This is a genomic window from Desulfovibrio sp. OH1186_COT-070 (assembly GCF_003860215.1).
Classification (GTDB): Bacteria; Desulfobacterota; Desulfovibrionia; order Desulfovibrionales; family Desulfovibrionaceae; genus Desulfovibrio.
The window spans coordinates 108,675-128,213 of the sequence record NZ_RQYH01000003.1; the positions used below are offsets into that span (position 1 = coordinate 108,675).

The window sequence follows — 19,539 nt, forward strand, 5'->3', positions numbered from 1 at the left end:
CATAGCCTTAGCTCGATCTTTTGTTCTCCCAGCTCTCAAAAAGGAAAACAGTCAGTGTGTGTGCTGCATGTACAGCAAGGCGGGCATGTCGTGGCTGTATCTTATATCGCATCCCACCACGACCATGCGCCGAACCTGCGTGTGTCCTCAGGGCACCAATGCCGTCAACAATGGAGCTAAGGCCAGTAAGAATCTTACGAAGATCATTATCCTCTACCTTTCCAGCATCAAAGCCCAAATCATTGGCTACGATAACCCAGAGGGGTTTTATGGAACATTCTTTCGGAAGAGCTAACCCCTTTTCTTCGATATACAACTTGCAAGCTGATTCAATAATTGCACAAGCAGCTGTCAGGCTAGCTGGAGGGTCTATGGAAATATTTTCCATTGCCCGTGCAAATTCCAGCTCCGCAGCTTCTAAATCTTTATTTTTGAGAATCTGCTCAAGAGATTTGACGGCTCCCGTAGCGCCGACAGTATAAATTTTTCCGCCTGAGAAGTATGTTAGGCCATGTGTCATCAACGCTTCGTGTATTTTGTCGCGATTGCCTTGCCATTCTTCGGCCCATTTGTTTGGGGTTCCCCATGTGTCAGTCAGATCAAGAATCCGTTCCATAAAATCTTCAATGACAGCACCCAGCACTTGTAGCCCGTCAACTTGCTCTTGATTGCACCGAGCGAGCCAAGCTTGGCATTTTACCATTTTGTTGCCGACCGGAGATTCTCCAGGAGCGTCCGCCTGCAAGAACAAATTATCAAGCTGTGCGTGTGAGTAATATTGGCTGATGATTTCAGCCACAAGCCCAATAATTGGACGGGGTATACGGGACAATGTCATTAGGGGATATTCTCCTGTTTGATTACTTTAAATATACCACACCTTCGCCCCATTCAACCCCAGCGGGGCAAAAGCAGGGCAAAATCCCCCTCTCCAAATTGAATTTACGAATCATTTTCGCAACTTCTTGAATTTGCTTGGTAGTACAAATCTTGAACCTGTGGTTCCCGCTATGCGAAGGTGTTTATTGTATTTTGCCTGTTTGATAATGTACAGAAAGTAAATTCATAGAATCTTTGACAGCATAAACACTTCTGGCAGCAATTGTACGAGCATAAAGTACAATATTTTCCACTTGGCGAACAGGAACGACGTTTTCTAGTTGGTGTAATATATTGGTTTGGTATTACAGAAATGCATGTCATCTTAATCAGATTGCAAAGCTTCTCATAGGGTAAAATCGCGATTCACTCATTTATTGGCCGCGCCGAAGGCGCTTGTCTTTTCCGTTTTCGATTTCTGGGATTCCAGATGCCGAAACCGAAAAATAATCCGTATAGATTGGCTTCCTTCCTTTTCCTTTCTTAATTTTTTGTCTCTTGGTTTTTATGCGCGACACCTATGGGCCAACTCTGCGACACCTATTTTTTGCGTTAGCTGCATAACAAAGAGAGAACACTTTCATGAACAGCCCTGTGGCGACAACTTGGATTTTGGGGAGAACAGCACGGCTGGAAAATATTCAGAACTTAGGAAATTCCCATAAAGCTAGATGCGCGCTCTTTTCTAAGCGTGTCTGCCGGGGCTGTAGTCGGCTGGCAATCCAAGTTCCGCGTTTGTTCGTCGTCGGCACTCGTCTGGATCGAGATCGGCAATCATATATTTCGCGCAAGCCATGTTCCAGCGCCGTGTTTCTTCGTCGCGCTTTTCCTGATCTGCGCGGGAGCGTTGCGGCTTGAATGTGAATGAGTTGCGAAGCCCTTTGGTCATTCGGTGCATGAGATCAGTCAGCTTGCGTTGGGCTTTCATGGCCCTGCGCTGCAATTTTGCGGTAGCTCTGGCTCTTTCCCGCTGGAGCATCGGCCCAAGGCCAAGAAACTCAAAAAAGAGGCTGGTCACAACGCGGATTGCCCGCAAGCCCACATAATCACCGTGATCATTTATGGCGCGAGGCTGTTGCACCTTCATAAAGCCCGCCTCTTTGAGCAGGGCAATAGCCCGCTCACAACGGCGCTGGCCGATGCCGGAATCTCGGACTATGGTTCGCATGTCAATGTCGATGAATCCGGCATCAATGGTTGGCGTACCGAGACAGAGAGAGGCTAGGTCAAGATGGGATAGGATTGTCTCAATGACGATCTGGCAAGCCTCCCGGCGCTCGGAACGGGTTTTCCGGTGCGGGTGTGATTGCAAGGGCTTGCATTTTCCAGGGTGGAAATACCAAGCCTTTGCCCGCTCTGCGGCAAGCGAGAGGATGCGCGGCAAGCCGCCCTTGCCTTTACGGATAGGGCGGGCTGGCGTCAGCGCGGGGCAACAAGGATCGTGCCCACAGCGATTTCCCGGCATGTGTTACTCGCCGGGATAAAATTGAAAACAACGGCTGAAAAAGCCGCTGACAAAAATCCAAATGAAAATGGGGAGCACTTCAAATCCCGATTGGGGAGTTGAACCGGCGACCAGTCTATTTTGTGGCTGCACTCGCAGCAGCCCGCAGACAGCAAAACAAATAAGAAACGCCCGCTCGGTTACGGCGATCAGAAAGAGGCAAAATAGCCCGTTTGGAAGGGGAAAGAAAACGAGGACTGTGTACCTAAATTGTGTACCGCGCTGTGTACCGCTGTGTATTTTCTGTACCGTCGTGCATGTGTAACCCCTTGAAATTGTACGGTGACGTGGGGTTGTGTAACGGCTTTCACGCCGTCAACAGGGGTTCAAATCCCCTTGGGGACGCCAAATTTTGGTTGATAAAGAGCGGCAAGGTATAAAAACCTTGCCGCTCTTGCTTTTTAGCGATTCGGGCTCTTGTCCGAATTCAGGGGGCTACACCAAAAAGAGGGGCGGGGAATGACAAAGCTCTCATTCCCCGTGTGTAGCATATTTGTGTTACACTAAAGAATAAGAGCTTTATTTATAACCAGTTTTTTATTTCAACTGGTCATGTGTGTTTGGTGGAGAAGAAGGGATTTGAACCCTCGACCCCCGCCTTGCGAAGGCGATGCTCTCCCAGCTGAGCTACTTCCCCAAAATACGCAATCAGTATTTATAGGCAGCATTTTCCATTTTTGTCAAGCCTTGAGAAGGCAGGGAGATGTCCCGGCAATGCGGCCGCGGCTCACAGTGCTGCGTCGCGGCCTTCCGCCAGAATCCTGCGGACGAGGTCTTCCATGTTGTCCAGGCCTGTCAGGCGCGGCTGCCCTTCTGTCATGGTGACGCGCCCCACAAGGTCATACGATTGCCCGTTGCCCCAGTCCCGGAGCACAAAGGGAACCTGCCAGCCCGCACCGTCAGGGCGGGCAGCGCCCACCTGACGCACCTCCTTGCGGCCTGTGGAGGCATCGGCAAAAAGCGGCGCAAGCAAGCCCTGTGCAGCACGGCCCGTGGGCTTTTGCCCCGCAAAAGCCCCGGAGGCGATACCATTCACGACAAAAGCCCGGGCTTCGGCGCGCAGCAGGGCGCGGGCTCCGGCGGCAGCCCCGTCTCCCCGGGCAGCCTGCGCGAACAGAATGGCCAGCATGGGAGGCAGATCCTGGGCCGCGCCGGGCTGCTGCAATGTGCGCGCAAGCACATCCAGCGCCTGATCCAGCAGAGAATCCATGTCCACAGCGCGTTCAAAGCCCGCGGCATCGGCACTGTCCAGCGCCCTGCCAGCAAGGAGCACACACTCGCGGGGATCATCGGCCACGGCGGGGGCTGCGGGGCCGAAAAACAGCCCCAGAAAACACAAGAAGATACCGCATGCCGCAAACCTGTTCAGCATATTTCCTCCGGCACGCATCCCTTGAGCGCCAGAGGCAGCCCGCAGGACACAAAAACCACCGCAGAGCACGCCGCAGCCAGCCGTTGGTTGACCAGCCCCAGCGCGTCCTGAAAATTCCGCCCCACAGCAGACAGCGGCACCATGCCCAAACCGCTTTCGCCGCTGACCAGAGCCACGGGCCGCGGCGCATCCCGCACCCACTGCGCAAGGCGCTCCGCGCTTTCCAGCAGTGCCGCCTGCTCCAGCCCGCACTCCAGAAGGTTTGCCACCCACAGGCTCACGCAATCCAGCAGCAGCACTCCCGCGTCCTGTCCGGCCAGAAAACTCTCCGCAGCGCCTGCCGGATCCAGCGGAGCCTCCACACAATGCCAGCCATGCCCGCGCTGCTTCTGGTGCAGGGCCACCCGCGCGGCCATCTCCGCATCTTGAGCCCGGCAGGTGGCCACATAGAGTCGCGAAAAGGAGCGGGCTTCGGCCCAGCGTTGGGCCAGTGCGCTTTTTCCGCTGCGCACGCCGCCCACAAAAAGCACGGAAGGCGCGTTCAACGCCCCTCCCCCTTCTGTCCGGAAGGTGGAGGGACTGGAAGCTCCGATGCTTGCGGCGCGGCAAGACCCTGGGGCCTGTGGGCACTGCGCCGGGCCAGGTCGCGCAGAATGGCAGCGGCACTGCGCACCGATGCCGAGGTCTGCTCGCCCTGCCGCATGCGGCGGTCCACCCATTGGGCCACAAAAAGCAGGTCATCGTCCCCCAGGGCCTGCCCCCCAGACTGCCTGACAGCCCCGAGCAGAGCGCGCTGCGCTGCCGCGCGCTCCTCAAGCGCACGCCGGTAGCGCGCGCCCAGTCCCTCTACCCGCAAGCGTGCGACAGACAACTGCGCATCGCCCGCATTGCTTTCGCGCAGTTGATCCAGAGCAAAAACAGCTTCCGCCATCTGGGCATTGATGTCCACCACGTCTTGTGCGCGCTTTTCCATGTTCCGCAGCCTTGTGCCCAGGTCCGCCGTGGCGTCCACGCCCTCCAACGCCCCGGCCAGCATGACCAGCCGCCCGGCCAGCGCCATACGCAACTGCCCGGTCTGCACGGCTGACAAACCCTTGGCCGACGCCTCACGCTCCAGACTTTCCAGAAAACGCTCGACGTACAGCCCATACAGCCCCTGCAGCATGGCGGGATGAAAGGCGTAGCGCAAAATCGCCTCCCGCCCGGCCTTGCCCTGCTCTTCAGGGCCGGGCAGGCGAACGCCGTACCGCTGGTTGAGATCCTGCACGCTGACGCGGAGTTCCCCTCCGCTCTGCCCCGGCCGGAAGCGCGAAACAAGATATGCCGCCAGATCTTCCACAAATTGCGGCCGCACCCGGCTGTCTTCCGTCACCTTCGGGAGTGATGCCTGCCCGGCGCCGACCGGGCCGGGCACGCCAGATGCGCCGGGAGTGCCGGACTGGCCGGAAGCGGCCTGCGCATCCTCCCCGCCCCCCACCCGGCCCTGCACATTGCGGCCGGACAGGGTTCCGGGCGCTGTGGGCGGGGCAAGAACCGAGGCGGGCAGGGGCGGAGGGGGAGGCTGCAAAAATCCGCTCACGCCCGCCAGAGGGGTTCCGCTGGTGGCATTGTCGATAATTCTGGCGGCCTGATCACGCCACTGCTCACGGGTATCTTCATCGCGCGTGAGCCAGTACGCCGCAAGGCTGACAGCGCACAGGGCAAGAAGGGCAAGAAGCCACGCCGTGCGATGCCCGGCCCGCGAAGGGTCGGGACGGGGAATTTCCGCGATGCCCGGAACGTCCAGCGTTTTTTTTTGCAGTTTCATGCTCTTTCTCCTCTGTGCGGGGCGCGCACCCTGAAAAAAGCCCGGCCGCGCCCTGTCTTTCCTGCCTCACACGGCAAAGCCCGCCCTGTCTCCGGGCGCACCGCCCTCCGGGCCAGCAGTTTGCCGGGCGGCAAAATACAACAGCAAGCCTAGCACCGCTTTTTTCGCCTGTGAAGAGATTTTCCAGACTTTTTCCCGATTTGCGCCGTGCGCAAAAATAGGGCAGAGTGCGGGCACTGCGTGCGCGCAAAAGCGCGCCCCAACCAGAGCGAGGGCACCATGATCAATCCCCCCAACATTCTGACCGTTGCCGGCTCCGACTCGGGCGGAGGCGCGGGCATTCAGGCAGACATCAAAACCATCATGTCCCTGGGCGGCTACGGCATGAGCGTGATCACCGCCCTCACCGCCCAGAATGGGCTGGGGGTCACGGGCACCCACGCGCCGGATCCGGATTTTGTCGTCCTTCAGCTCACAACGGTGCTGGAGGGCTTTCCTGTGGCCGCGGCCAAAACGGGCATGCTGTTTTCTGCAGACATCATCAGAGCGGTGGCTCCTGTGCTGCGCCGACAGTCCTTCCCCGTGGTGGTGGACCCCGTATCCGTGAGCCAGAGCGGCAGCCGCCTGCTTCAGGAAGATGCCGTAACCGCCCTGATTGAAGAAATGCTGCCCGGTTGCGCCCTGCTCACTCCCAACCGCCCCGAGGCCGAGATGCTCACCGGCATGACCATCAAAAGCCGGGATGACGCAGCAGCAGCAGGAGAAAAACTGCTGGGCATGGGCGCGGGGGCCGTGCTCATCAAGGGCGGGCATATGGAAAATACGGTCATGGTGACGGACTGTCTGTGCCGCCCCGGAGAAGATCCCGCATTTCTGCCCCAGGCCAGGGTGGAAACAAACAACAATCACGGCACGGGCTGCACGCTGGCAGCGGCCATCGCCACAGGGCTTGGCCTGCGGCTGCCCCTCCAGGCGGCGGTGGTCAGGGCGCAACGCTATCTCAACCTGGCCCTGCGCAAAAGCTATGCCCCCGGCAAAGGGTGCGGCCCCGTGAATCACGCGGCCGGAGCCGGGTGAGGATGCCGCACAGCACGCGCAAGACTGCGGCAGCATGCCCATGCCTTCCGGCTTCATTGGCCCACAGTTTGCAAAACTCTTTTCCGGATTGTGCGAGTGTCAAAAGCCAGGCGGTGCGTGTGTCTTTTCGGTTCGGCATGCAAAAAGTTCTCGACTATCGGGAGCAGTGCGAAGAGGAAGCCAAGGTCCGGCTGGCCCGGTGTCGGCAGCGTCTGCAAGAAGCAGGCGCTCTCCTTGACGCTCTTGCGGCCCAACTGCAAGAAGCCCGGAGCGCCCTTGCCGCCGCGCCCCTGATGGAAACAGCCGACCGCTGGCTGCACGAACAGCACATCAAGGGGCTGGAGGCAGATGTGGCATCCGCCGCCCTGCAGAAACGCATGCAGGAACAGTTGACGGACGAAGCCCGCAAACTGCTGGCCGCCCGGGCCATGGACAGAAAAGTGCTGGAAAAGCTCAAGGAACGCCATTGCCAGCGGCATATGCGCGAAGACAGCCTCAAGGAGCAGCGCGCCAATGACGAAGCAGCCACCCTCCGTTACAAAATCTCACCTTTCTAGGCTTTTCCGCTGTCTGGGGGTGTTTTGCCTTCTGAAGCTCTGCCTCCTCGGGCTGCTGCTGGCGGACGTGCGCCTGCTGCTGGCCCCCGGCGATACGGAAGCCCCTGCGGGGCACGAAACCGCATCCGCCACCGGCAAGGCACTCGTGTCCGCGCCCACAACAAGGGAATCCTCCCCTCCGGCGGATGTTCCCCTGCCCGCCCCTTCCGCGCGTGCAGAAACATTTTCCGCAGCGGATCGCCATGCCCACCCCTCTCTGATTCTTTCTGCGGACTCTCCTCCGGCCCTGCCCCTTCCGCAGGCTGAACCGGGTACGGACGCGCCCGCTCCGGGCCTTTTGCTGGCTTCCGCCCCCAAGCCCGCTCCTGCCGAAAGTGGCTGGATGGACGCTCTGGGCATCAGCCGTCTGCCCATTCCCCGCTTGGGAAGCGTGCAGGCGGCCCATGCCGCCGCTCTGGACATGCCTGTTCCGCAGACGCCGGGTCGAGCGCAGTCGCCCTTTGCCCCGGCGGCACAGAACCAGCCCGTACAAAACGCCTCCGCCCCTCTTGCCGCAGAGCCGCGCAACGACAACGCGCCCCTGCCCCTGCGCCCCAGAGGCGCTGGCGGCGATGCGGCAATCCCCTCCCTGCCCGGTGCTCCTGCTGCCGTTTCCCCGCCCGCACCCGCCACAGGCACACGCTCTGTGGCTCCCTCGCCGGAAATGACGGGGCAGGACCTCAACCGCCAGCAGCAGGACATCCTTACCCTGCGCAAGCAGATGGATCAGCGCCTCAAGGAAATGGAAGCAACGGAAAAAAAAGTGAAGGACATGATCCGCGAGGCGCGGGGGCTGGAGGAAGACAAGGTGCGCCGCCTGATCCTCACCTACACCCAGATGAAGCCCAAGGCTGCGGCCAAAGCGCTGGAAAGCATGGAAGAGCGTGTGGCCATCCGCATCCTTTCGGGCATGTCGCCCAAGCAGTCGGGGGACATCCTCACCTATGTCAATCCTGAAAAAACCGCCAAGCTGACAGAACTCATCACCCGCATGAGGCTGCCGGAATAATGCGCCTCAAACTGCTTCTGTCCTATGTCGGCTCCCGCTACAGCGGCTGGCAGATACAGGAAAAACCTTCACCGCCGCCCACTGTTCAGGGCACTCTGGAGAGTGCCCTGCGCACTGTCGCCGGTCAGGCTGTGCGCGCCCATGCCGCAGGCAGAACAGACGCAGGGGTGCACGCCCACGGCCAGGTGGCGCATGCGGACATTCCCGATGCCAAAAGTGGACTCAACTGGCAGCGCAGCCTCAATGCCCTGCTGCCGCAGGACATCAGCGTCCTGAACGCTGTCGCGGCCCCTCCCGGCTTTCATGCCCGCAAGGACGCCCTGCACAAAACCTATATCTACCATTTCTGGCAGGAGCGTGCCTTTGTGCCGCCGCACCTGGCTCCCTTTGTCTGGCCCTGCGGCCCCCTTGATGCTGACGCCATGCGCGAGGGGATGGCGCATTTGCCGGGCACGCGGAATTTTTCGACATTGCGCAATGCGGGAACAGACATGGAAAGCAGCGTGCGCACGGTCTTTTCCGCCACCCTGTGCTCCATGCCGCCCTGCGAGTACTATCCCCCCCATGCCCCGCTGCTGCGCTTCACTGTTGTGGCTGACGGATTTTTGAAGCAGATGGTGCGCAACATGGCTGGCCTGCTGGCCGCCTGCGGGCAGGGGAAAATCCCCCCTGACGCCATCCCCGGACTGCTGGCCACAGAAGACAGACGTGCCCTGCCCTCGGTTACGGCTCCAGCCCAGGGGCTGGCGCTGGCCCGCGTGGACTACGCCCCGACCACGGCCTGAACCACCCCTGCCAGCGGACATGCTGAAACGCGCACGGCTCCCGCTCCGGCAAAGACCGGAGCGGGAGCCGAAACTCTCCGGAAAAAAGACTGCGGCACGCTTGCAAAAAACGGCCTCTGCCGCGCAAAGGTCGCGACAGAGGGGAGAAATCCGTATCAGACGATTTCGCTGAAAGAGGCGTACTCCTGTTCCCGCAGCTTCTGCTGCAACATGAGCGGCAGGGATTCGGGATCCGCGGGATCGTATTCAAACATGACGGCCGTGCCGAAGCAGGAAAAATATTTGCTGCCGTCGGGGTGAAAGGCCACATTCTCGCAATAGCCCACAATGGCCTGGGCTCCCTTGTTCATGGCCCGCGTGGTCATGCCGAAAAAGGCCTCATCCGAGTCAAAGCCCCGGCAGCATACCAGGCCGAGAACCTTGGCAATACGCCGTCCTTCCACCTGATGCGTTGTCACCACGGGAAAGCGCCCCGCCAGAAAAACCTCGCGCGCCATTTCGCTGGCGCCCGTACTCCGGGGACGTTTTTCGGCCTTGCGGCTTTTTTTTTCCTGGCTTCCCAGCAAAAAAAACATGCTGCACCTCCTTGCAGGCGGGTGACGTGTCACCCTGTCGCATATTTCTTTTGCAAAATGCTTGCCAGCAAAACACTACGCCATTTCCGGAAAAATGCGGGGGCCTCCCGCGCCGCCGTCAGAAGCCTGACGGCCTGCCCAAAATCGCCTGCGGGCTGTTGGCCGCGTGCACAAAGGCATTGTAGGCGCTGTGGCAGCCGCCAGCCGCCAGATTCATCTCCTGCCGCCGGGGTGCGTAAAAACCCTCCTCCAGCCCCTGGCCCAGAAGGTGCGCATAGGCCCCGGCCTTGTGGAGAAAGGCACGGTAGGCCATTTCCACGCCGGGCACGGCCCGGAACGGAGGCTTGGCGGCATCGGCCAGAAGGGCGGACAGTTGGGCATGCAGGGCGGCCAGACCTTCGTTGTCCGGTTTTTCCGGCGCGAGCAGAACGGCCACTTTGCGAAAAAGCGCAAACATGCGCTCCGCTGCCTGAATCTGCCTCTTGAGGGGATGGCCGCGCAGCAAAAGCTCCCCGGCTGCTGCGGCATGGGGTTCCAGGATATTCAGAAATTCCTCGCGGGCCCCGGCAAAATCCTCATGCCCCGCGCGCAGGCTGTTCACCAGATTTCTGCCCTTGTTCCCGTCGTCCCGCACGGAGGCATCGTTCATGTAGCGTTCCAGCGCGCGGTAATCCGCTCGCATGGAGTCCAGTGCCCTGTCCATGCGGCTGACGCATTTGGCCAGCGCCGCGCGCTCTTCCGGGGTGAACAGACTCTCCGGCGGAACCAGCCTGCGGGCCAGATTTTTGTCTTCGGCGTGTCTGGCTGGCGGCAGTTTGGCCAGTTGCCATTCCTGCGCGTAGAACTCGGCAAAAACCCTGATGGCATCGCCCTGACCATAACGGCCTTCGCCCAGGGCGCCGACAGCGCCGTTATAAAATGCCAAAACAGCGTTTGCATGCTCCGCTGCTCCGGCATCCGGCGGTGCGGCAGAATCGTCTGCGGGCACGGCAAAAGCGGCAGAAGCCTCGCTGGCTGCGGCGGAGGCCGGAGCCTGCGCTTCGGGCGTGGAAATGACAGCCCCGGAGGCAACCGCAGGCGGCGTCTTTTCCGGCGTTGCGGGAGGCTCCGCTCTCCTGTCGGCAGAGTCGCAGCCTCCCACGGCAAGAAGCGCTGTCAGCAGCAGGGAATACAGCATGTTCATGGACGAAACCTCACGCCCCTTCCCGGCGGATCAGGACGCCGCCCCGTACACCGTCAGCCATGCGGTAAAGCTCGTCAAATCCGGCCCCCACGGGTCGTCTCCCCCCCGGAGCAGTTCGCCCACGCCGTAAAACAGCGTTCCCACCTCACGGGCGGCATCGCGGTCGGTGAAGGCATCTCCCACCATGAGCACCTCACTGGCGGGCACGGGCAGCGCCGCCACAATGGAAGACAAGAGGGCCGTCTTGCCGGGCGGGGAGCCGTGGATGGCCTGAAAATACCCGTCCAGACCGCGTTCGCGCAGCACCATGCGCACTTCTTCCTGTGGCGCGCCCGAGCAGACGTACAGGGGCAGCGTACGGCCCCATGTGTCCAGAACCTCCGCAGCACCGGGAATCAGGGGGCAGCGCCGCACCTCGTCCAGAGCGTATTCCGCAAACCGGCGGCCCATTTCTTCGGATTCATCAGGAGTGATGGCACGCCCCAGCGCCTCGTTGAAAAGCCATGCGAACTTCGCATAGCGGCTGACGCCTCCGTGCATCTCGTGAAAGAGCACAAAGCGATCCCTGATTTCCGGGCCGAAGGGCTCGGCAAGGCGGCGAAAGGCCCGTGTTTTCACGGGCACACTGTCCAGAAGTACTCCGTCACAGTCAAAAACAATGCAGTGCACAGCCATGATTTTCTCCGGGGTCAGGGCATGCGGCGCGCACTGTCATCCTGACCGCGCATGCCGATGAGTCTGGCGGGCACGCCGCCCACAATGGAAAAGGGAGCCACATTGCGCGTCACCACCGCGCCCGCGCCGACCACCGCACCGCGCCCGATGCGCACATCGGGCGTGATCACGCAGTTGGCTCCTATCCAGACATCCTCTTCGATCACAATCTGCCCCGGCACATGCCCCTGATGCATGATGGGCACATCCTGCCGACTGATGCAGTGGTTCGCCGCGCGGATGACCGTGCCCGGCCCCACAGCCGTATGCGCGCCGATGTCGATGCGGCCGGAATCCGCCCCCACATGAACGTGGGGCGAAAGCGCCACATGATCGTGCAACACCAGTTCGCCCTCCGTGGCAGACAGAATGCAGCCCCGCCCCAGCCGCACCCCGTTGCCCACGCGCATGTGCGCGCATCCGGACAGGCTCAACCCCGTGCCGAAACGCGCCGAACCGCAACGGGCAAAAATCCAGCGCCAGGCGGCAAGCCGCAAAAGCAGCCCCAGCGGAGTGGGAATCCAGGCAAAGGCCGCTATCCAGAGCTCCTCCAGAGCCGCGGCCAGCCGACGCTGCCAACCGGGGGAATGCGGGCACGCCATGACGCAGCCTATCCGCCGTATTTCCGCATGAGGTCATCCCCTTCCATCAGGCGGGAAACGCGGCACAAGTCCTCGGGCGTGTCCACGCTCCAGGAGCGGCAGGAGGTGGGAACCATGCGCACCTTTTCGCCGTATTCCAGAATGCGCATCATGTCCACGGACTCATAGATTTCCAGGGGGCTTTCTTCCAGTTCGTTGAAGCGCAGCAGATAATCGCGCCGGAAGGGGATGATGCAGACCTGCTTGCGCATGGGCACCTTTTCCGCCCCCTTTTTGCGCGAGGGGATGGGCTCGCGCGAAAAATAAAGCGCATTGTTGAAGCGGTCCACCACAACCTTGACCTCATTGGGGTCCTCAAATTCCTCCAGGGTGTCCATGTCCGCCATGAGGTTGACCACATTGATGGAGGGATCCTCAAGCATGGGAGCCACGGCCGCATCGATCATTTCGGGGCGCACCATGGGCTCATCGCCCTGCACCATGACCACGATATCCGCCTTTTTTCCCGTTTCCGCCTCGATTTTGAGCAGCGCTTCGGCGGTGCGCGTGGAGCAGCGCACATGGTGGTCGCCGGTCATGACGCAGGCCAGGCCAGCTCCTTCGCAATAATTTTTGATGATCTCATCACACGTTGCCACATAGGTGGCCGAAAGCGTGGCGCTCATGGCCGTGCGAAAAGCCACATGCCCCACCATGGGCACGTTGTGGATAAGAGCCAGAGGCTTGCCGGGATAGCGGCTGGAACCCATGCGGGCGGGAATAATGGCCACAATGTTCATCGGTTTTTCCTTGGTGGTTGGCCAACGGGGCAAGTCCGCGCGAATGCGGAAAGCCCGCCGGGAAAAAGGGGAATCAATCGTCTGTGGATACCAGGTATCCGCCTTCCGATGCCAGACCCGAATGCATGCTCCTGTGCTCCTCTTCCATGACCCGCAAAATGCCCTGCCCCAGATCCACGGTGAGCGGCGGCACAAGCTTGCGCCCCACCCTGGGCATGAAGGCGTAGGGCGTGATCTGGTAATGGCCGCTGTTGGGGTCGTGCTGGTAGTTGACGCGCAGTTCCTTGCCCAGCATCTCGCCGATCATGGTAAACAGATCACCCACGCGCATGGGCTGGTTGCCGGAGATGATGATGTTCTCGTTTTCAAATTCGGGCGCAAGCACGGACAGGGTGGCGGTGGAGGCATCGTCCACATGCACATATTCACGCAGGGCCGAAGGCGCGCCGTAATAGGTGATGGTTCCGCTGCTCAGGGCCTCGTGCACAAAACGGTTGATGGCATTGCGCCTGTCCGAACGCGGACCGTACAGGGAGCCGTAGCGCAGGATGGTGTAGCGCAGGCCGTGCATGGCCTGATAGTTTTCGATGTACAGCTCGCAGGCCTGCTTGCTGCACCGGTAAAACCCGCCCGATGCGCCGTAGACGTAGAGGGAACTGGCGAAAACATAGCGCCGCACTGCCGCCCGGCGGCAGGCCTCCAGCAGCATGACATTGCCCACAACGTTGATTCTGGCCGTGTCCACCGGACGGTTGTTGGCCTCGCCGATATCGGCAATGCCCGCGTAGTTGAACACCATGTCCGCGCCCTGCACGGCCATGTCCACGGTTTTTTCGTCCAGAATGTCGCCCGTGAGCATGGTCTGGTCAGGGCGCAGCCAGGGCGAGGGGTGCAGATCAACAACAGTGACGGCATGCCCCGCCCGGGAAAGCTTGTCACAAATGTGCGAGCCCAGAAAGCCGGACCCGCCGAAAACGGTAATTTTCACTGGTTTTCTCCCTGCCGGGGGCGTTGCGCCGCCCCCCAAAGAAAAACGGAATCTATGCCGTAGGCGATGAAGCGGCAGCCTGCCGCCACCTGCCGCGCCAGTTCGGCCGCATCGGGGCGGACGATATGCAGGCCCATGCGCATGCCGCAATCGCGGCACATGCGGGCAATGCGCTCCATGACGCCCGCAAAGTCCGGATGGTCAAAACGGCCCGTCAGCCCCATGGATCCGGAAAGATCGTAGGGACCAACCATGATGGCGTCCAGACGCGGGTGGGTCAGGATGCTTTCCAGATTTTCCACGGCGCGTACATGCTCGATCTGCGCGACCAGAAAAATCTCCGGGGCCACTTCTTCGCGGTAGCGGTCAAAATGCTTGCCGAAAACATTGGCGCGGCAATAGCCCACCCCGCGGTATTCCGCCGCCACAGAGCCTGAGGCGCGCCAAAAATCCTGTCCGGGATAGGTTGCCAGATCAATGGCGCGGTCAAGCTGCTCCCGGCTCTCGATCATGGGAAAAATCAATCCCTGCGCCCCCGCCTCGAGCGCGGACTTGATTTCGGTTTTTTTTGCCTCGCCGATGCGGGCAAAGGGAACCGCCCCGCCGCACTCGATGGCCCGAAAAATGTCCGGCAGGCCCGTGCGGCCAAAAGAGCCGTGCTCCATATCCACGGCCACCCAGTCGTAACCGGCGCGGGCCATGAGTTCTGCCACATCGGGCGAAGGCAGTTGCAGCCAGGTTCCCACGGTGGGCCTGTCCTGCGCGAGAAGTGCGCGTATGTCGCGTATGGTCATGGCCGGGCCTCCAGAAAGGTTGGGCATGCGAACGCCGCAGCGTGGTGTTTCTTATACGCGCAGGCGGGCATGCGCGCAATATGCGCGCCTGCCATCCCCGGCCGTTGACAAAATCAGCAGCCCCGGAAATTGCGAGCAGGTCGCGGCCTGGATGGCGCAAACTGGCGGAGTTTGGCATCAGTCAGGAGGGATCCCTTGCCAAAGCACGAAAAAAAGACGACATACAAACGGCAAACGCCAATTTTCCGCCCCCCTGAACCTTCAGGTATCCCGATGCCCGAACTGCCCGAAGTGGAAACCGTGGCCCGCACGCTGTACCCCCTGGTGCACAATGCCGTTCTTGAGAGCGCAAAAATCCTGCGCCCTTCCAGCCTGCATGCCGCAAGCATTCCGCCGGACAGTCTGTGCGGTTGCCGCATCGGCACTGTGCGGCGGCGCGGCAAACTTCTTCTGCTGGAACTGGATGCCGCCAATGCGCACAACGCTGCCGTGCGCGGCATGCCCGATCTGGTGCTGGCCGTGCATCTGCGCATGACCGGACGCCTCACGGTCCGCTCCGGGCAGGAGCAGCCCGGCCCCCACACCCGCTGCGTCTTTGCCCTGCGCACACCCAACGGGGCCGCTGCGCAGCTCTTTTTTGACGATATCCGCGCATTTGGAGTGGTGCTGGCAGCCACGCCAGCCATCCTGCAACAGTGGTCTTTCTGGCGGGAGCTCGGGCCGGAACCTCTGGATCTGGACGAAAACGGCTTTGCCGCATGCCTTGCGGGCAGAAAGGGCGCGCTCAAGGCCGCGCTGCTGGACCAGAGGGTGATTGCGGGCATCGGCAACATCTATGCCGACGAAAGCCTCTTTGCCGCCCGCCTGGATCCGCGCCGCAGGGCCGACACGCTCACGGCCAAGCAGCGCGGCGGGCTGCTGCGCTCTCTCAAGGCCGTGCTTTGGCAGTCCATCGCCCAGTGCGGCAGTTCCATCCGCGACTACCGCGATGCCAACGGCAATGTGGGCGCCTTTCAGAACAGCTTTGCCGTGTACGGACGGGGCGGCCTGCCCTGCCGGATCTGTGGCCGCCCTCTGGGAAAAATCAGGGTGGCGGGACGGGGCACGGTTTTCTGCCCGCGCTGCCAGAAATGACCTTTGCCCACGGCCGCGCGGAGAAGTGGCGGAGCGGAGAGAAAAATGACCATTGCCCTGAAAGAAATCACTGTCAAAAACATCCTGACAAAGTCCAACCTTCCCGTGGCCGACTATTCTGCCAATCCCTATGTGGGCTGTGTGCATGCCTGCCGCTACTGCTACGCTTCCTTCATGAAGCGTTTTGCCAACCATCCGGAACCGTGGGGCACGTTTGTGGATGTGAAGCAGTGGCCGCCCGTGTCCCGACCGGAGAAATTCGCCGGAAAGGAAATCTTTTTCAGTTCTGTCACAGACCCCTACCAGCCTCCGGAAAAACGCTACAGGCGCACGCGGGCGCTTTTGGAGCAGATGCAGGGCAGCGGCTGTTCCATCAGCATTGCCACCAAGTCCGATCTGGTGCTGCGCGACCTGGATATCATCAAGACCTTTCCCGGCGCACGGGTATCATGGTCCATCAACACGCTGGACAACGCCTTTCAGCGCGATATGGACAAGGCGGTTTCCATCGAGCGGCGCTTTGCGGCCATGAAGGCATTTCATGAAGCCGGAGTGCGGACAACCTGCTTCATTTCTCCCATTTTCCCCGGCATCACCGATCCTTGCGCCATCATCCGGCGGGCCAAAAGCCAGTGCAATCTTGTGTGGCTGGAAAACCTCAACCTGCGGGGCGGCTTCAAAAAAGACATTCTGGACTATATCGCCGCCAGATACCCGGCACTGTCCGGACTCTACGAGAGCATCTACGTCAGGGGCGACAAAGGATACTGGACGGAAATGGACGCGGAACTGCGCGCCTTTACCCGGAAAGAAGGCCTGCCCTATGTGCGCGATGACGATTCCCTGCAGCGCCCCTTCGCTGCGCCGCCCGTTGTGGTGAACTATTTTTTCCACGAAGAAATCGTCCCTTCCGCCAAAAAAGCACAGAAAGCTGGAGGCGTCCGCTAAAGGCTGCCCGTTATGGGCAAAAAATGCCCAAAATTCCAAATTCTTCCCCTGCAGTGCCGACAGGGATTACGAAAGATAGATGTCCAGAAGCCCCTCGGGCGGGGCAATGTGAACGGCGGACGCGGCGAGATCAAAGGCGGCGATGAATTCCGGCCTGGCGGGAAAAAGCACCTCGCGGCCATCGTCTGTCAGAATGACCCATATTTCCCGCCCTGCGGGATACTCGAAATGGTCGATGACGCCCAGCACCGTGCCGTCCGGCAGAACGGCGCGACAGCCCTGAAGATCCCGCACATACGCCTCCCCTTCCCGCACGGCGGGCAGGGCATCGCGGCGCACCAGCAACGCGCAGCCGCGCAGGGCCTCGGCAGCGGTACGGTCGTCCACGCCTTCCAGCAGCACCAGAGGACGCCCCTTGTGCCTGCGCACGGAACGGGGCCTGACTTTTCGGACATGGCCTCCACCGTCCCGCAGCCAGAGGGGCATGTCCGCCAGAAGGGGGGAGTCCGCGTGCCAGTCCACGCTCAACTCCCCCCTGATGCCGTGGGCCCGCGCCAGCGTGCCCATCTGGATCCAGTCTTCGGGCATGTGCCTTATTCCAGAATTTCCAGCGCCACGCGCTGCCCTGTCCTGGCGGATGCCGCCCCGAGGATGACGCGCATGGCACGGGCAGTGCGCCCCTGCCTGCCGATGACCTTGCCCAGATCCTCTCTGGCAACGCGCAGTTCCAGCACGGAACCCTGCTCGTTTTCCGCCGCGGTGATTTCCACCTGATCGGGATACTCCGCCAGCGACCGGGCCATATATTCCACCAAATCCTTCATGCGCATTCCCTCAAAAGGCGTCATGGCGCGCACACGAAATGCGCCCGCCCGACAGAAAAAGCCGACACCCGAACCCCCGGAGCCAACGCTTTGCCGATGGGTCTGGCGGCGGCCAGTAGTGCACAAAAATGCCTGCGCGCAAATGCAAACGACCGCGCTACGCCATATGCTTTTTCAGCAGGGCGCGCACGGTTTCTGTAGGCTCTGCGCCACGGTTCAGCCATTCCCGAATCTTGTCGGCATCAAGCCGCACATCGGCCGGGTCGGTCATGGGATTGTAGTAGCCCAGAAATTCCAGCGGACGGCCATCGCGACGGGTTTCATCCGTGGCGGCCACCACACGATAAAAAGGCCGCTTCTTGCTGCCGAGGCGCGTCAGTTTCAACTTTACAGCCATGAGTCAAACTCCCTTTCTCTTTGCATGTTATCGTTGCGCCCCCAAAAGGGCAAGTCAAAAAAATACGCGCTACTTTTTGCCGCGCTTGGGGCGCTCTTTCTTTTTGCGCTTCTTGGCGGCACTTTTGCCTTTGCCCGGCCGCGCGGGCGGCAGCCCCATGCCCTCCATGCCCGGCAGCCCCATACCGGGAAGACCGCCCATGCCGGGAAGCCCCCCCGGCATTCCCATGCCCGGAGGCATGCCGCGCATGCGCGGCATTTTGATGCCCTTGCCGCCCATCATGCCCTTCATCATCTGCCGCATCTGCTCAAACTGGCGCACAAGCTGGTTCACCTGAGCCACAGTGACCCCCGCTCCCCTGGCAATGCGCGCGCGCCGACTGCCGTTCAGAATGTCGGGATTGCGGCGTTCGGCCATGGTCATGGAATTGATGATGGCTTCGGTGCGCGCCAATTCCTTTTCGGGCACGGCCCCTCCGGCCTCGGCCAGTTTTTCCCGCAGCCCGCCCAGGCCCGGAATCAGCTTGAGAATACTGTCCAGAGAACCGATTTTCTTGATGCGGCGCATCTGGGTGCGAAAATCTTCCAGAGTAAAGGTGGCCTGCTTCATCTTGCGGGCCAGAGCCTCGGCCTCTTCGGCGTCAATGGCGGTCTGAGCCTTTTCCACCAGGGTGAGCACGTCGCCCATGCCCAGAATCCTGCCCGCAATACGGTCAGGATGAAAAACCTCCATCTCCGACAGCTTCTCGCCCGTGCCCACAAACTTGACAGGCGCGCCGGTGACCGCGCGGATGGAGAGGGCCGCGCCGCCGCGCGCATCGCCGTCCATCTTGGTCAGCACAACGCCGGTGAGGCCCAGGCGGTTGTTGAAGCTCTCGGCCACGGTCACGGCGTCCTGGCCGGTCATGGCGTCAGCCACAAAGAGGATTTCCTGCGGCTGCACCGCAGCCTTGACAGCTTCCAGTTCCTGCATGAGCGGCTCGTCCACATGCAGGCGGCCCGCCGTATCCAGCAGAACCACTGTGGCCTGCTCCGCGCGCGCGGCTTCCAGAGCATTGCGGGCAATGTCCACGGGGTTCATGTCCGCCGTGGAGGGGAAGCAGGGAATGTCCAGTTGCTTGGCCAGAACCGTCAACTGCTCGATGGCTGCCGGGCGGTATACGTCGGCAGGCACAAGATAGGGGCGCATTTTCTGGCGGCGCAGCAGGTTGGCGATCTTGCCCGCAGACGTGGTTTTGCCCGATCCCTGCAGACCCGCCAGCATGATGACCGCAGGTTCGCGCCCCTGCAACTGGAGGCCGGATGTTGCGCCGCCCAGCAGGGCCACCAACTCGTCATGGACGATCTTGACCACCTGCTGCGCAGGGTTCACTCCCCGCAGCAACTCCTGCCCCAGGCACTTCTCCCGCACGCTTTCCACAAAGTCCCTAGCGACCCTGAAGTTGACATCCGCCTCCAGCAGGGCAAGGCGCACTTCGCGCAGGCCTTCGCGCACGTTTTCTTCCGTAAGCTGGCCGCGCCCGCCGAAAGAGCGGAATACGCCGGAAAGTCGGTCAGAAAGGCTTTCAAACAT

At 61.1% G+C, this 19,539-nt stretch carries 22 protein-coding genes and 1 tRNA gene; 6 read left to right on the forward strand and 17 right to left on the reverse strand.

What is annotated here, in order from left to right; genetic code table 11:
• Positions 1–7 precede the first annotated feature (7 nt).
• From EII23_RS01860 to EII23_RS13120, 6 genes are all read right to left on the reverse strand, one after another.
• A complete protein-coding gene (locus EII23_RS01860) occupies positions 8–838 on the reverse strand; it encodes an abortive infection family protein (RefSeq protein ID WP_124791538.1) in 831 nt (276 codons plus the stop codon).
• Positions 839–1,564: 726 nt separating this feature from the next.
• The gene (locus EII23_RS01865) at positions 1,565–2,344 is read right to left on the reverse strand and encodes a hypothetical protein (RefSeq protein ID WP_124791539.1); all 780 of its coding nucleotides are present in this window, start codon (positions 2,342–2,344) and stop codon (positions 1,565–1,567) included.
• Between the two features lie 600 nt (positions 2,345–2,944).
• Positions 2,945–3,020 (reverse strand) — tRNA-Ala (locus EII23_RS01870).
• Positions 3,021–3,110: 90 nt separating this feature from the next.
• Positions 3,111–3,755, reverse strand: coding sequence for a hypothetical protein (locus EII23_RS01875; protein ID WP_124791541.1), 645 nt, complete (start codon positions 3,753–3,755; stop codon positions 3,111–3,113).
• Complete coding sequence (locus tag EII23_RS01880; protein WP_221620356.1) at positions 3,749–4,300, reverse strand: bifunctional adenosylcobinamide kinase/adenosylcobinamide-phosphate guanylyltransferase; 552 nt, start codon at positions 4,298–4,300, stop codon at positions 3,749–3,751. The genes EII23_RS01875 and EII23_RS01880 overlap by 7 nt, the downstream gene beginning before the upstream one ends.
• Positions 4,297–5,562: a hypothetical protein gene (locus EII23_RS13120; RefSeq protein WP_221620358.1), complete on the reverse strand. Its 1,266-nt coding sequence runs from the start codon at positions 5,560–5,562 to the stop codon at positions 4,297–4,299. Before EII23_RS13120 ends, EII23_RS01880 begins: the two co-directional genes overlap by 4 nt.
• A gap of 279 nt (positions 5,563–5,841) precedes the next feature.
• On the opposite strand from EII23_RS13120, the gene thiD reads away from it, so the two are divergent.
• The 4 genes from thiD (at position 5,842) to truA (ending at position 9,029) form a co-directional block, all read left to right on the forward strand.
• On the forward strand, positions 5,842–6,639 hold the full coding sequence (thiD, locus tag EII23_RS01885) for a bifunctional hydroxymethylpyrimidine kinase/phosphomethylpyrimidine kinase (RefSeq protein WP_124791611.1): 798 nt from the start codon (positions 5,842–5,844) through the stop codon (positions 6,637–6,639).
• Positions 6,640–6,758: 119 nt separating this feature from the next.
• Positions 6,759–7,196 (forward strand): flagellar export protein FliJ, encoded by a 438-nt coding sequence (gene fliJ, locus EII23_RS01890; protein WP_124791545.1) that lies wholly within the window; start codon positions 6,759–6,761, stop codon positions 7,194–7,196.
• A gap of 19 nt (positions 7,197–7,215) precedes the next feature.
• The gene (locus EII23_RS01895; protein ID WP_260424551.1) at positions 7,216–8,244 is read left to right on the forward strand and encodes a MotE family protein; all 1,029 of its coding nucleotides are present in this window, start codon (positions 7,216–7,218) and stop codon (positions 8,242–8,244) included.
• Entirely contained in the window at positions 8,241–9,029 is a 789-nt protein-coding gene (truA, locus tag EII23_RS01900) for a tRNA pseudouridine(38-40) synthase TruA (protein WP_185702272.1), read from the forward strand. Before EII23_RS01895 ends, truA begins: the two co-directional genes overlap by 4 nt.
• A gap of 155 nt (positions 9,030–9,184) precedes the next feature.
• On the opposite strand, the gene EII23_RS01905 is transcribed toward truA, so the two are convergent.
• The 7 genes from EII23_RS01905 to EII23_RS01935 all read right to left on the reverse strand — a co-directional run bounded on the left by EII23_RS01905 (position 9,185) and on the right by EII23_RS01935 (position 14,664).
• Positions 9,185–9,604 (reverse strand): hypothetical protein, encoded by a 420-nt coding sequence (locus EII23_RS01905; RefSeq protein WP_124791551.1) that lies wholly within the window; start codon positions 9,602–9,604, stop codon positions 9,185–9,187.
• A 118-nt stretch (positions 9,605–9,722) separates the two neighbouring features.
• Entirely contained in the window at positions 9,723–10,787 is a 1,065-nt protein-coding gene (locus EII23_RS01910) for a hypothetical protein (protein ID WP_124791553.1), read from the reverse strand.
• Between the two features lie 30 nt (positions 10,788–10,817).
• Positions 10,818–11,462 carry an HAD family hydrolase gene (locus EII23_RS01915; RefSeq protein ID WP_124791555.1) on the reverse strand — a complete coding sequence of 215 codons (645 nt, stop codon included), beginning with the start codon at positions 11,460–11,462 and terminating at the stop codon, positions 10,818–10,820.
• 14 nt (positions 11,463–11,476) lie between these two features.
• The gene (locus EII23_RS01920; RefSeq protein WP_124791557.1) at positions 11,477–12,103 is read right to left on the reverse strand and encodes a DapH/DapD/GlmU-related protein; all 627 of its coding nucleotides are present in this window, start codon (positions 12,101–12,103) and stop codon (positions 11,477–11,479) included.
• A gap of 8 nt (positions 12,104–12,111) precedes the next feature.
• Entirely contained in the window at positions 12,112–12,882 is a 771-nt protein-coding gene (locus EII23_RS01925; RefSeq protein ID WP_124791559.1) for a 3-deoxy-manno-octulosonate cytidylyltransferase, read from the reverse strand.
• 73 nt (positions 12,883–12,955) lie between these two features.
• On the reverse strand, positions 12,956–13,870 hold the full coding sequence (locus EII23_RS01930; protein ID WP_124791561.1) for an NAD(P)-dependent oxidoreductase: 915 nt from the start codon (positions 13,868–13,870) through the stop codon (positions 12,956–12,958).
• A complete protein-coding gene (locus tag EII23_RS01935; protein WP_124791613.1) occupies positions 13,867–14,664 on the reverse strand; it encodes an HpcH/HpaI aldolase/citrate lyase family protein in 798 nt (265 codons plus the stop codon). Before EII23_RS01935 ends, EII23_RS01930 begins: the two co-directional genes overlap by 4 nt.
• Positions 14,665–14,937: 273 nt before the next feature.
• Here EII23_RS01935 and mutM point away from each other — a divergent pair, with 273 nt between their 5' ends.
• Both mutM and EII23_RS01945 read left to right on the forward strand, forming a co-directional pair.
• Positions 14,938–15,798, forward strand: a complete 861-nt coding sequence (gene mutM, locus EII23_RS01940) for a bifunctional DNA-formamidopyrimidine glycosylase/DNA-(apurinic or apyrimidinic site) lyase (RefSeq protein ID WP_124791563.1) — start codon at positions 14,938–14,940, stop codon at positions 15,796–15,798.
• A gap of 45 nt (positions 15,799–15,843) precedes the next feature.
• Positions 15,844–16,746: a radical SAM mobile pair protein B gene (locus tag EII23_RS01945; protein ID WP_124791565.1), complete on the forward strand. Its 903-nt coding sequence runs from the start codon at positions 15,844–15,846 to the stop codon at positions 16,744–16,746.
• 66 nt (positions 16,747–16,812) lie between these two features.
• Here the strand turns inward: EII23_RS01945 and rimM are convergent, their stop codons facing one another.
• From rimM to ffh, 4 genes are all read right to left on the reverse strand, one after another.
• The gene (gene rimM, locus EII23_RS01950) at positions 16,813–17,334 is read right to left on the reverse strand and encodes a ribosome maturation factor RimM (protein ID WP_260424552.1); all 522 of its coding nucleotides are present in this window, start codon (positions 17,332–17,334) and stop codon (positions 16,813–16,815) included.
• Between the two features lie 5 nt (positions 17,335–17,339).
• Positions 17,340–17,570, reverse strand: coding sequence for a KH domain-containing protein (locus EII23_RS01955; protein WP_124791567.1), 231 nt, complete (start codon positions 17,568–17,570; stop codon positions 17,340–17,342).
• Positions 17,571–17,727: 157 nt separating this feature from the next.
• Positions 17,728–17,967 carry a 30S ribosomal protein S16 gene (gene rpsP, locus EII23_RS01960; RefSeq protein ID WP_124791569.1) on the reverse strand — a complete coding sequence of 80 codons (240 nt, stop codon included), beginning with the start codon at positions 17,965–17,967 and terminating at the stop codon, positions 17,728–17,730.
• A 69-nt stretch (positions 17,968–18,036) separates the two neighbouring features.
• The gene (ffh, locus tag EII23_RS01965) at positions 18,037–19,539 is read right to left on the reverse strand and encodes a signal recognition particle protein (RefSeq protein ID WP_124791571.1); all 1,503 of its coding nucleotides are present in this window, start codon (positions 19,537–19,539) and stop codon (positions 18,037–18,039) included.

Coding starts and splice junctions, on each gene's coding strand:
- EII23_RS01860 (WP_124791538.1), bottom strand. CDS start 838: ATGACATTGTCCCGTATACCCCGTCCAATTATTGGGCTTGTGGCTGAA.
- EII23_RS01865 (WP_124791539.1), bottom strand. CDS start 2,344: ATGCCGGGAAATCGCTGTGGGCACGATCCTTGTTGCCCCGCGCTGACG.
- EII23_RS01875 (WP_124791541.1), bottom strand. CDS start 3,755: ATGCTGAACAGGTTTGCGGCATGCGGTATCTTCTTGTGTTTTCTGGGG.
- EII23_RS13120 (WP_221620358.1), bottom strand. CDS start 5,562: ATGAAACTGCAAAAAAAAACGCTGGACGTTCCGGGCATCGCGGAAATT.
- thiD (WP_124791611.1), top strand. CDS start 5,842: ATGATCAATCCCCCCAACATTCTGACCGTTGCCGGCTCCGACTCGGGC.
- EII23_RS01905 (WP_124791551.1), bottom strand. CDS start 9,604: ATGTTTTTTTTGCTGGGAAGCCAGGAAAAAAAAAGCCGCAAGGCCGAA.
- EII23_RS01910 (WP_124791553.1), bottom strand. CDS start 10,787: ATGAACATGCTGTATTCCCTGCTGCTGACAGCGCTTCTTGCCGTGGGA.
- EII23_RS01915 (WP_124791555.1), bottom strand. CDS start 11,462: ATGGCTGTGCACTGCATTGTTTTTGACTGTGACGGAGTACTTCTGGAC.
- EII23_RS01920 (WP_124791557.1), bottom strand. CDS start 12,103: ATGGCGTGCCCGCATTCCCCCGGTTGGCAGCGTCGGCTGGCCGCGGCT.
- EII23_RS01925 (WP_124791559.1), bottom strand. CDS start 12,882: ATGAACATTGTGGCCATTATTCCCGCCCGCATGGGTTCCAGCCGCTAT.
- EII23_RS01935 (WP_124791613.1), bottom strand. CDS start 14,664: ATGACCATACGCGACATACGCGCACTTCTCGCGCAGGACAGGCCCACC.
- mutM (WP_124791563.1), top strand. CDS start 14,938: ATGCCCGAACTGCCCGAAGTGGAAACCGTGGCCCGCACGCTGTACCCC.
- EII23_RS01945 (WP_124791565.1), top strand. CDS start 15,844: ATGACCATTGCCCTGAAAGAAATCACTGTCAAAAACATCCTGACAAAG.
- rimM (WP_260424552.1), bottom strand. CDS start 17,334: ATGCCCGAAGACTGGATCCAGATGGGCACGCTGGCGCGGGCCCACGGC.
- EII23_RS01955 (WP_124791567.1), bottom strand. CDS start 17,570: ATGAAGGATTTGGTGGAATATATGGCCCGGTCGCTGGCGGAGTATCCC.
- rpsP (WP_124791569.1), bottom strand. CDS start 17,967: ATGGCTGTAAAGTTGAAACTGACGCGCCTCGGCAGCAAGAAGCGGCCT.
- ffh (WP_124791571.1), bottom strand. CDS start 19,539: ATGTTTGAAAGCCTTTCTGACCGACTTTCCGGCGTATTCCGCTCTTTC.